General features: G+C 54.7%; 9 protein-coding genes and 1 pseudogene. 3 read left to right on the top strand and 7 right to left on the bottom strand.

Annotated elements, in window-relative coordinates; genetic code table 11:
• A pseudogene (locus B4U49_RS18730) lies at positions 1–299 on the bottom strand (carbohydrate-binding protein); the annotation flags it as partial.
• 333 nt (positions 300–632) lie between these two features.
• Here B4U49_RS18730 and B4U49_RS18725 point away from each other — a divergent pair.
• The 3 genes from B4U49_RS18725 to B4U49_RS18715 are packed head-to-tail and all read left to right on the top strand — an operon-like array spanning position 633 to position 5,255.
• Positions 633–1,922 carry an MFS transporter gene (locus tag B4U49_RS18725; RefSeq protein ID WP_078086136.1) on the top strand — a complete coding sequence of 430 codons (1,290 nt, stop codon included), beginning with the start codon at positions 633–635 and terminating at the stop codon, positions 1,920–1,922.
• A gap of 29 nt (positions 1,923–1,951) precedes the next feature.
• Positions 1,952–4,267, top strand: coding sequence for a beta-galactosidase (locus B4U49_RS18720; RefSeq protein ID WP_078086135.1), 2,316 nt, complete (start codon positions 1,952–1,954; stop codon positions 4,265–4,267).
• Positions 4,268–4,280: 13 nt separating this feature from the next.
• On the top strand, positions 4,281–5,255 hold the full coding sequence (locus tag B4U49_RS18715; RefSeq protein ID WP_078086134.1) for an SMP-30/gluconolactonase/LRE family protein: 975 nt from the start codon (positions 4,281–4,283) through the stop codon (positions 5,253–5,255).
• A gap of 31 nt (positions 5,256–5,286) precedes the next feature.
• On the opposite strand, the gene B4U49_RS18710 is transcribed toward B4U49_RS18715, so the two are convergent.
• From B4U49_RS18710 to B4U49_RS18685, 6 genes are all read right to left on the bottom strand, one after another.
• Positions 5,287–5,661, bottom strand: a complete 375-nt coding sequence (locus B4U49_RS18710) for a cupin domain-containing protein (protein WP_078086133.1) — start codon at positions 5,659–5,661, stop codon at positions 5,287–5,289.
• 67 nt (positions 5,662–5,728) lie between these two features.
• Positions 5,729–7,174 (bottom strand): aldehyde dehydrogenase family protein, encoded by a 1,446-nt coding sequence (locus B4U49_RS18705; RefSeq protein ID WP_078086132.1) that lies wholly within the window; start codon positions 7,172–7,174, stop codon positions 5,729–5,731.
• Positions 7,175–7,205: 31 nt separating this feature from the next.
• Positions 7,206–8,000, bottom strand: a complete 795-nt coding sequence (locus tag B4U49_RS18700; RefSeq protein ID WP_078086131.1) for an enoyl-CoA hydratase/isomerase family protein — start codon at positions 7,998–8,000, stop codon at positions 7,206–7,208.
• Positions 7,993–9,153 carry a CaiB/BaiF CoA transferase family protein gene (locus B4U49_RS18695; RefSeq protein WP_078086130.1) on the bottom strand — a complete coding sequence of 387 codons (1,161 nt, stop codon included), beginning with the start codon at positions 9,151–9,153 and terminating at the stop codon, positions 7,993–7,995. Before B4U49_RS18695 ends, B4U49_RS18700 begins: the two co-directional genes overlap by 8 nt.
• Positions 9,150–10,304 carry a CaiB/BaiF CoA transferase family protein gene (locus tag B4U49_RS18690; RefSeq protein ID WP_078086129.1) on the bottom strand — a complete coding sequence of 385 codons (1,155 nt, stop codon included), beginning with the start codon at positions 10,302–10,304 and terminating at the stop codon, positions 9,150–9,152. Before B4U49_RS18690 ends, B4U49_RS18695 begins: the two co-directional genes overlap by 4 nt.
• Before the next feature lie 3 nt (positions 10,305–10,307).
• A complete protein-coding gene (locus B4U49_RS18685; protein WP_078086128.1) occupies positions 10,308–11,489 on the bottom strand; it encodes an ABC transporter substrate-binding protein in 1,182 nt (393 codons plus the stop codon).
• Positions 11,490–11,579 lie beyond the last annotated feature (90 nt).

Genomic DNA, 11,579 nt, shown 5'->3' with positions numbered 1-11,579 from the left:
CCCGGCTTGCGGCTCGCCTTGATCACCAGGTTGCCGCCTTCGACAGACGAGTTTGGTGCGTAAAACTCGGTCAGGTCCGGTCCCAGCCAGGGATTGATGAACCCCTCGCTCCAACGTTCAAAAAAAGTACTGCTCTTGCCGGCCGCCGGGGCGCTGTAATTGAAGTCGTCAGAAAGCGACTGTAATTCCCAGGTGTTGCCCGCTCCGGGGTCGGCGGGTACCGGAATCCCGTCCCAGTCGGCGGCGTGAAGATTTGAGGCACAGACAAGCGCTGCTAACGCGCAGTAGGAAAGTTTCATCACTAAGCTCCATTGCCTCCGGCTTGCGGAGGGTATTATTTTTATTTGGCTGTCTGAGCCTAATGTTAATTGTTAACAATGGCAACCGAAGAGCGGGTAAAGATACGTTTTTGTGATGAACATGCCCCTGATGCCATGCTTGCTTCTCAGTTGTGGCGCCAATTCCCACTGGCTGTAGACCTGAGTTCAGGCTTCACGGTATGTGTTTGAGGCTGGTTACTTCGGAATCGAATAGTGGTTGCAGATCCATTGTTGATTGTTAACAATGTCGGTCTTGTTTAGCGCGATCTTGGCATCGAGATGTGAATTTGGGGCACGCGAGAGAATAATCCTATGCCGACCAACGGGCGTTTCAGTGTATTGGCGCTGATCTTTATTAGCGTGGTGATCAATTATATGGACCGCACCAATATTTCGGTCGCGGCCAATGCAATTTCACAGGACTTGAGCCTTACCCCGGTACAGATGGGAATTATCTTTTCTGCGTTCGCCTGGACCTATTCCATCATGCAGATTCCAGGTGGAATGGTTGTGGATGTGGTGAAGGTGCGGATTCTCTATCCATTCATCCTTGTCGCCTGGTCGCTGGCGACAATCCTGCAGGGGCTAGTCAGCTCCCTAGCGGCGTTGGTCGGTTGCCGCATGGCCATAGGCCTGTTTGAAGCGCCGTCCTATCCTGCGAACAACAAGATTGTTACCCAATGGTTTAATGCGCAGGATCGGGCGGGGGCCATTGCTGTTTATACGTCCGGACAATTTATTGGGCTGGCTTTTCTAATGCCAGTCCTTGCGGTTATTCAGGAGTGGTTTGGCTGGCGCGGTTTGTTTGTGGTTTCCGGGGTAATTGGTATTGTTTGGGCGGCCATCTGGTATTGCCTGTATCGTGAGCCTCCGAGCGAGTTGAGGGCGGCTGCTCCAATTGAGGATAGTGAATCCTCGGCTAACGGCGGTTCTGCGGCCTCGGTGACCTGGCAAAATATTCGCTTGGCCTTTTGCAGTCGTAAACTGTGGGGCATCTATATCGGCCAATTTTGCCTCGGTAGCACACTAATCTTCTTTCTTACCTGGTTTCCAACCTATTTGGCCGAGTATCGCGGACTGGGCGAGCTAAAAACCGGCTTCATTGCCTCGATACCTTTTCTGGCGGCATTTTGCGGTGTATTACTTTCAGGCTTCCTGTCCGACTGGATGGTGAGACGCGGCTTATCCAATGAGGTTGCCAGAAAGGTACCCGTTATAGCCGGACTATTGTTGTCCGGCTCTGTAATAGGCGCCAACTTTGTTGACCACCCCGCCTGGGTAACCTTTTTCCTTTCACTATCATTTTTTGGCAACGGTTTGGCATCGATTAGCTGGGTGTTCGTATCCCTGCTTGCCCCCAAGCGCATGGTCGGTCTTGTCGGAGGTTGCTTTAACTTCATAGGCGGTCTTTCTGCGGTTGTAATACCGGTAGCGATAGGTTTTCTGGTGCAGGAGGGAGACTTTCGGCCCGCGCTGTTTTTGATCGGCGTAATCGCATTGATCGGCATGAGTTCGTATCTGTTTCTTGTTGGCAAGATTGAACAGATTGAATTACCGATCAAAGATGTAACCAATACCAAAAAGCCAGTCATGGATTACTGATTACTGAACATTCACGGAGTATTTGAATAATGATAAATAAAAATACGCTAGCGTCCTTATCTCTGGCATCAGTTACGGTATTGCTGGGTGCTTGTCGAAACCAGGGCGATGCACAGAAAGAAAGCGAAACCCTTCTGTGGAACTTTGAAAGCGGCCAGATACCTGCAGCATTTCAGCTTGAGAATGCCAAGGCTGAATTGGTGAACTCGGGCGACGGATCAGCGCTAAAGTTCATCCTGAATTCAAAGGCACACAAAGATGCCGGATTTACGATTGCCCCGGAGACTCCCTGGAACTGGAGTGAGCTAGGAAACTTTGCATTTGCGCTGGACATTGCAAACCCGAAACCATCATCCGTCCATCTGTATGTCACTGCCACGGACACGTCTGGCAAGACACACAATCGGAACATCCAGATTGCCGAAAACTCTGCCGGTACCTATTTCATGGAGCTCAAGGGCCCGGACCTGACGGTAGAGACCGGAATGCGGGGAAATCCTCCCAGTTGGAATACGGAGTATCAGGACATCATCTGGCGCTGGGGTGATAAACAGCTGGATCTCAGTGCGGTGGAAAGCGTGAAGTTTTCCGTTGCTGGCGTTTTGGAGGACAAGACGCTGGTGATCGATAACGTTCGCCTGATTCAGCCGAAATCTCTGGACGAGAACTACCTGAGCGGCCTTGTGGATAAGTTTGGCCAGAATGCCAAGCGAGACTTTGTCAATAAAGTCGATAGTGTAGAGCAATTGCGTGAGATTGCATCCGCAGAGCAGTCTCAGCTACGGGATACTCCATTGCCCGGACGGTCGCAATTTGGCGGTTGGGCGGATGGTCCTCAACTGGAGGGGACTGGATACTTCCGTACAGAAAAAGTCGATGGGAAATGGGCCCTGGTGGATCCGGAAGGGTATCTGTTCTTTTCCTCCGGTATTGCCAATGTCCGATTGGCCAATACTTCCACCATTACCGGTTACGATGTTGACCCGAGTGCGGTTCCGCAGCGCGATGAGAATGATCTGACCCCGGAGGATTCCGCCGGTTTGAACCGGGTGCCACTGCCTGCCGTTGCCACGCGGTATGTGAGTTCTCCCTTACGTGCGGAGATGTTTAACTGGCTGCCCTCCTATGACGGACCGCAGGGAGACAACTTCGGCTATCGCCGTGAAGTCCATACCGGGGCTGTCGAGCGTGGAGAAACATTCAGTTTCTATCGCGCCAACCTACAGCGTAAGTACGGCCTTGATGACAACGCGGAATTGATGGCCGCATGGCGCGAGACGACGGTCGACCGCATGCTCTCCTGGGGCTTTACCTCCTTTGGTAACTGGGTTGATCCCGGTTACTACCACATGGATCGCATTCCGTATTTCGCCAATGGCTGGATCATTGGTGACTTTAAAACCGTCAGTAGTGGGAATGACTACTGGAGTCCACTGCCCGATCCGTTTGACCCGGAGTTTGTAAAGCGGGCGGATATTACCGCACAGCAGATCGCCGATCAGGTACAGGGTAACCCGTGGTGTGCCGGTGTATTTGTCGACAACGAAAAGAGCTGGGGGCAGGAAGGTTCCATTGCGTCCCAATATGGGGTTGTGATCAATACATTGACCCGTTCTGCGGATGAAAGCCCCAGCAAAGCCCAGTTTGTGGAATTGATGCGGGATAAATATGGCGAAATCGCTGCACTCAACCGCAATTGGGGAACTGAAATCGCCTCGTGGGATGCGCTCGCAGAAGGTGTGGATCTGACAGAGTTCAGCGATCCGATGGTGACCGATTTCTCTGCAATGCTCGAGCACTATGCCGACCGCTACTTCCAGGTCGTGCGCGATGCGGTTAAAAACTATATGCCCCATCATCTCTACATGGGGGCGCGTTTCGCGAGCTGGGGGACGACACCGGAGGTCCGCCGCGCTGCCGCAAAGTATGCGGATGTAGTGAGTTACAACTACTACAAGGAAGGCGTCAGCGAAAAGTCCTGGCAGTTCCTCGCGGAGCTCGATCGCCCCAGTATCATCGGAGAGTTCCACAACGGCGCGCTGGACTCCGGGTTAGTGAATCCCGGCTTGATTCTTGCCAGCTCCCAAGCGGATCGCGGCAAAAAATATGCGGAATACATGAACAGTGTTATCGACAACCCCTACCTCGTGGGTGCGCACTGGTTCCAATATATTGATTCGCCTCTAACCGGACGCGCTTACGATGGGGAGAACTACAATATTGGTTTTGTCAGAGTGACGGATATCCCGTACCAGCCTCTGGTAGATGCCGCTGTTGAAGTAAATAGCAATCTCTACCAGCGCCGTTTTGGCGAGATGCTGGAGGCCTCGGCGGATGCTCAGTAATTGAGGTTATTCTATGCAGGGGGTAATTTTCACTCTGCTGGGAATATCGATGAATGCCTTTTCGGCAAATGCTCCTCAAGTGGAAATTTTCGACACGCGGGCACTGGATGTGCTCGCCCCGAATGCCGAAGTCGAATTACTCGCGGAGGGGTTCGAATGGACAGAAGGGCCGGTGTGGGTGGAAGCCAACCCGGCAGTAGGGGGATTTGATACGGGAAGCTTGCTGTTTTCGGATATTCCCACCCACCGTGTTCTGCGTTATGTGCCGGGGGAGGGGGTTTCCGTCTATCTCGAGGACAGCGGCTTCTCCAACGGTCTGGTCCTGTCGCAGGGAAAGCAACTGCTATTGATGCAATCCCGCTCGCGACAGGTGGCACGAATGGATGCGACCCTCGCTCGGCCGCAGCGACAGTTCAAGGTACTTGCCAGCAAGTACGAGCAAGGGCGCTTGAATAGTCCGAATGACGGTGTGCTGCATAACAGCGGTATTCTCTTTTTTACTGACCCGCCCTACGGCCTCCCAAAGCAAATGGAAGATCCGGAGAAAGATCTGGAGTTCCAGGGAGTCTACGCGCTCTATCCAGATGGATACCTGAAGCTTGTAGATCGAGAAATTCGATACCCCAATGGCATAGCACTGTCAGCAGATCAGAGAAAGCTCTACGTCGCAGCATCCGACCCTGATACGCCGGCCTGGTATGTCTATGAGCTGGATAAGGATGGCGAGGTTGGCACACGCCGCATGCTTCATAAATCCGAACCTGTTGATCCGTCGGCACACGGGCTACCCGACGGCCTCAAGGTGCACAGTTCGGGAATCATCTTTGCCACGGGCCCGGGAGGTATCTGGTTGTTCGACCTCTCCGGGAAGATACTGGCAAAAATTTATACGCCCAGTGTGGCCGCTAATCTTGCGTTCAACGGAGATGAATCGGTGGTCTATATCACCGCACATAAAACGCTGCTGCGGATGAATCTAAATAAGTAGTGCGGCGGGAGACAACACTGAAATATACGTGTTAGCCAGACCGCTTGGTAAGGACAATGACGCTTGGGCTGTCGCCATTCAGCCAGCCGTGCGGTGTATTAGGCTTGAACGTAATGAAGTCGCCTGCCTGGTAGTCCGCGCCTTCGGTACGATTTTCCTCAGTGTCGCCCGCAAAAAGTGTGCCGTAGCCGCTGGCCACATAAGCCAGCCAGGCCTCGTCAGAGGTGTGAATTGGATATTCAACCGCGCCAGGCTCAATGGAAAACTGGAACATGAAAATGCCCGCGTCATCCACGGAGCGTGCTTTCCAGCCAGGCATGTTTTCATGGCTAGTGAAATCTGGTGCTTCAACGGTTTCGATGGTGCTGGCGCCTTCATGCTCGAATATGATGAGATGCTTGGACATAGTATTTCCTCTCGTTATTGTTGTTAGAAGAAAAAACGGAGGCCAATGCCTCCGTTTTTTATGTTGCTTAATTGCAGTTCAGGTACACGGCACGTTTTTGCAGATAACCTTCGATACCGTAGATGCCATCTTCGCCACCGATGCCGCTGCGCTTGTGGCCCGAATGGTAACCCTGGATGTAACCCACAATCTGTTTGTTCACAAACACGGTGCCGACTTCCAAACGTGCAATGGCATCCATAATGGTGCGATAGTTATTGGTCCACAGGTAGCAGCTCAGGCCGTCATTGCGGCGGTTGGTGATTTCCACAGCTTCCTCGTAGGAAGAAATGGTGACGATTGGCAGTACCGGCCCGAAGATTTCTTCGCGTGCCGCAGCCATATCGGCTGTCACGCCAGACAGCACAGTAGGCTGATACCAGTTCCCTTTAGTGAATGCTTCGCCTTCCGGGCGGCCTCCGCCACACTCCAGCTTAGCACCGGCACTAATGGTTTCCTGCACGATGGAGTCCACCCGGTCCAGCCCCTGGGCGGTCACCGAAGGCCCCATATTGGGATTCTCCATAGGATTGCCGACGGTCAGCTGTTTGACTTTTTCCACTACTTTGCGGGTAAATTCTGCAGCCAGATTTTCATGTACCAGGACGAGCTCGGCACAGATACAGACTTGTCCGCAGTTCGCATAGCGAGAGATGACCACCGCATCAACGGCCTTATCGAGATCGGCGTCGTCCAGTACGATGAACGATGCTTTGCCACCCAGTTCCAGAGAAACCGCGGTAACGTTTTCCGCGACCGAGCGACAGATGGCCTGACCGGCGCGGATGCTACCGGTGAGGCTCACCAGTTGGGTAATGGGGCTTTTCACCAGGTGTTCGCCCACCGCAATACCGGACCCGCTAATGACGTTGATAACACCCTTGGGAATACCGGCCTCTTCGACCACTTTGGCAAACTCCATCGCGGTAACCGGGGTGGCTTCGTGCGGCTTGATAATCATGGTATTGCCGGTCACCAGTGCGGGCCCTACCTTGCGGCCGATAAGGGCTAGCGGGTAGTTGAATGCGCACAGGCCGATGGTCACACCGAAGGGCACTTTCTCGATCCACAGCTGTTCATTCGGGCTGTCAGACGGAAAGATGTTGCCCTCGAGCCGCCGTGCGGCTTCGGCGGAATAGGTCAGGTAGTTCAGTGTGTCATCGAACTCACCGTAGGCTTCATTCAGGGTTTTACCCTGTTCCAGTACCAGCAGGCGGGCGAAGTGGTCGCGTTTTGGTTTGAGTGCTTCTACCAATCGGAGAAGGTGGCGACCGCGCTCGATCGCCGGCAGCAGTTTCCAGCTTTGCAGGGCTTGCTGTGAGGATGCCAGCGCCGCATCGGCCTGGTCCAGGGTGCAGTCTGGAACGCTGGCAAACACTTCACCAGTCGCCGGATTTTCTACAGCAAGTTTCTGGGCGCTATCGGTCCATTCGCCGTCAATGTAGCACTGATAATGTTGTTGGGTCTCACTCATCATCTTCTCCCTAAGGCTCTTTTCTTGTGTATTACTGGTTGAACTTTGGTGCGCGTTTCTCAAGGAACGCGTTCAGACCCTCTTCTGCATCTTTTGTGCGGTACAGGGAATCGGCGAGCTCGGCCTCCAGGCGCAGGGCATTATCCAGCGGCATTGAACTGCCCTCGCGCACCGCACGTTTTGTGGCGGCAATCGCAAAGCCGGGACCGCTGGCCAGCTCTCTCGCAAAATTGAGAGTGCCCTCTGCGAGTGCGTCATCTGTATAGAGAGCATCCAGAAACCCCAGTTCCTGCGCGTGGTGCACACCGAAGGTATCGCCGGTCAGCAGGATCTCCATAGCTGCGCGTCGGCCTATTCGGCGCACGAGGCGTTGAGTCCCGCCATTGCCGGGAATCAGTCCTAACTTGATTTCTGGCAAACCAAACCGGTAATCGCCATCGGCAGCAAAGATGAAATCGCATGCCATGGCAATTTCCAGGCCACCGCCAAGGCAGTGGCCGGAAACCTGTGCGATATAAATTGCGCTGGCGTTTTCAATGGCGTTGGCATTGGCGCGAGCCTGTTGCACAAGCGCGAGATTCTGCTCCACCGAATTGTTCGCAAAAACCTTGATATCGGCACCGGCACAAAAGAACCGGGCCAGGCGGCTATCAATGATGACCACGCGAATGGATGAGTTCTGTTCCGCCGCTTTTATTGCTTCGCCGATGTCGCTCAAAAAGGATTCGTGGTATGCGTTTGCGGGTGCAAGATTCAGGCTGATACGTGCGATACCGTCTTCCTCAATATTGAGAATGACATTGCCGGACTGATGCTCTTCACTCATTACCGCCTCCGTTATTTTTTATTTCTTGCAGGATTGCATTCCGGTGCTGGCCCAACTTTGGTGCCGGCTTGTTACCCCACAAAATTGACTCGTCAATACGGATGGGGCAGCGGCTGGTGGTCAGTTTGCCGCCACCCTCCAGTGGAATCTGTTGCAGAATATCCAGACTGTTGAAACCGTCATGATTCATCAGCTGGTCCCAGTCGAGTACTTCGGCGCACCAGATATCCGCAGGTTCCAGCAGGCTGAGCCAGTGTGCGGTGGTCTGTGTGGGCATATGGTCGGCAAGGATTTGTTTGATGGCATCCCTTTCGCTAAAGGCGCAGGCCGGGTCGCTGTACGGCAAAAGCGCGGGGCAATCCAGCAACTGTGCGAGGTCGGCCACGCGTCCCATCGAGAGTGCGATGTAACCATCGGCCGTGCGATAAAATCCGTAGGCACCTGCGACCAGTGTATGGGCGCCATTCACACTCGCACGTTCGATTTTCTGCGAGGGCTCGTGCAACAGTATTGTCAGGGGTTCGAACTGGAAATCGAGCATTGCCTCGAGCATGCTGATTTCCACGTGGGCGCCTTCTCCAGTGACTCCTCGGCCGTACACGGCGGCGAGAATGCCCTGTACCAGTTGTGCCCCAGTAAAGATATCGGCCACAGGGACCCCCATGGCGACGGGACCGTCTTTACTGCTGCCGGAAAGCCAGGTGAGTCCTGATAGCGCTTGTAACAGCAAATCCTGACCCGGGCGATTCTTCCACGGGCCCTCATTGCCATAGCCGGTGATTTCGCCATAGATCAGCTGAGGGTTGAGCGCTTTGACCGCCGGGTAGTCGAGCCCCAGCCGTGCCATCACGCCGGGACGGAAATTGGCGATCAGAATATCGGCTCGGCGAATCAGTGCTTCGATTTCGGTGCGGTGGGCTGGGTTTTTCAGGTCCGCAGTGAACCCTTCCTTATCGCGATTGATGGCGTGGAACAGCGTCGATTCATCTTCCAGTACACAGTCGGACAAATAGAGGTTACGACAGTCATCGCCACCATCGGGACGCTCGATTTTAATTACGCGGGCACCGAGATCCGCCAGGCGCAATGCGGCAGAAGGACCCGAGAGAAACTGGGAGAAATCCAGAACCAGTAAACCATCCAGCGGTTTCATTGCAGTGCCTCCAGAATGCTGGCGGTATCGGCGCCGAGGGACGGAGCGGCCTTACTACTCGTCGACGCTTCGCCATTGATACGTATCGGACAGCGGGTGGTGGTTACCTGCACTGGGGCACCATTTCCGCCATCGGCTTTGCGGGTGACCTGCAGTGACATGGAAACCGCCTTGAACGCAGGGTGGGTGAGGAGTTGGTCGTAATCGAGCAACTCAGACGCCCACAGATCATGTGCCTGCATGCGTGCGAGCCAGTAGTCGGTGGTATTGGTTTGCAACTGCATGGCCAATGCTTCTTTTAGCGAGTCGCGCTGCTTGAACGCTTGGCTATTCGGAACATCCAGCGCCGGGCATTCCAGTGCGAGTGCCAGCTGGGAAAGGGATCCCATGGAGATGGCGATCCAGTCGTCCTGGGTTTTGTAGATACCGTAAGGTGCACCGAGGAACGCGTGGGCGTTTGCTAGCTCACTGCGGGTTGGCATCTGGCGGCCGTTGTTCAAATAGGTCGTGAGACCTTCGAACTGAAAGTCGATCATTGATTCCAGCAGGCTAACCTGTACTTTGGCACCGCAAGCCTGTTTCTGGCGCCGTACCAATGCCGCAAGAATGCCCTGTGCAAGGTGAGTGCCGCAGAGCATATCGGCAATCGCCAGCCCCAGCGGAATGGGATCCTGGTCCTGATTGCCGGTCAGCCAGCCCAGGCCGGACACTGCCTGTGCCAGCAAGTCCTGCCCCGGTTTGTGTACCCAAGGGCCGCTGTTTCCATAACCGCTGACTTCGCCATAAATCATTTGCGGATTGATGGCTTGGACTTGCGCGTAATCCAGGCCGATTTTTTCCATCACGCCGGGGCGGAAGTTGTGGGTCATCACGTCGGCAGAGGCGATGAGCTTCTTCACCGTGGCGAGATCGTCCGGGTTTTTCAGGTCCGCGCAGAAGGACTCTTTATTACGGTTAATGGTGTGAAATAGCAGACTGTCACCATCGACCATAATGTCTTTGGTGGCCAGCTGCCGACAGGCGTCACCGCTGCCGGGGCGCTCAATCTTGATCACCCGAGCGCCGAGGTCCGCCAGACGCAGGCCCGCGTAGGGGCCTGCCAGGTACTGGCTGAACTCAAGAACGGTGACACCTTTCAGGGGTTGCAACATAAATCAATCCTGACGGGATTTAACGTAGAGTTTGTTGAGGTGCGCGAGCAACGCTTCGGCATCGCCGCCATTCATCAAGTAGTCACGGATGGGCGCGCCGGAGTTGTCCTGGAAGAACATATGTCCGTGGTAGCGAGGACGCAGGAACGCGCGGTCAAGCGTCGGCAGGGTGTTGACGAAATAGTTGTTCGTCAGACTGTTGGCCGCGGTGCTGGTCCAGGCATTACGATGTCCAGGCTGACCACCATATTGTATGTAGAAGGAGGCCTGCAGCGCAGGATCTCCGGCAAACTGTACAAATTGCGCGGCAATCTCCGGGTGCTTGCTGTGGCTGGAAATTGCCAGTCCAGTGCCGCCGAGAGTAGTTTTCAGGTGCTCGCCCTTGGGGCCGGCAGTGACGGTATCGCGGAATTCCAACAGCTTTCGCGCATAACCCGGCTGTGCGTAATTTGCGTAGCCATAGGCAAACGGGCAGTAGGCGAAGTCATCGCTCAGGGTCATCGCCTCATATACCTTGATCGGGTTCCAGTCGAAGCAGCGGCGATCGAGGTTGTCAGAGAGCGCTTTCAACATGCCCAGCGCTTCGATCCCGACCTCTTTGCTGACGACCTCGTCCATGCTGACACAAGGGTCTTCGCCCATGGCCGAGCAGAGCATGTAGAAGTTCATCAGGGTGTCTTGCGGGATGCTGGGGACAGCCACCAGACCTTTGCGGGCCAGCTCCATCAGATCTTCCCAGGTCTTGGGTTCTTCCAGTCCTTTCTCGCGCAACAAGTCTGGGCGGATAGAAGCAACCGGCGTCGCGGCGTCCAGAGCCAGTGCCCACTGTTGACCATCGTAGTGGTAGGAATTGTGGGACTCGCCTACTGCGTGGTCGGCCTGGTCTTTCAGAAATTCCGCCGGAAGCCATTCATCCAACGGCAGGATGACCTTCTCGCGTGCGGCAAAACCGGTCCAGGGATGATCGATCACTAGCAGGTCGTAGCGGCTGGCCAGATCGTCAATGGGATGATCCGCAAAGGCTTGTAAGGAGCGCTTGTCCCACTCGATGGTGACATGCGGATTCAGTTCTTCGAAACGTTGAGCCGCGGCCACCATCGGGGTGAAGCCACGGGTGTGGTTCCAGGTCATGCCGCGCAGGGTAATAGGTTCCGGTTTAGCCACCGGAGCGTGGGAGCTGCTCATGGTTTTCTCTCTAGTGCATTTGCTGCCCCATGGACGGAGGCATGCGGTTGGTGGCTCATCAGGATGTTTTTTATATATGAAATTATTGTT

This window comes from Microbulbifer mangrovi (assembly GCF_002009015.1).
GTDB classification, from domain to species: domain Bacteria; phylum Pseudomonadota; class Gammaproteobacteria; order Pseudomonadales; family Cellvibrionaceae; genus Microbulbifer; species Microbulbifer mangrovi.
The sequence above is the reverse complement of the archived record's forward strand: the minus strand, read 5'-3'. Positions and strand labels throughout refer to the sequence as shown.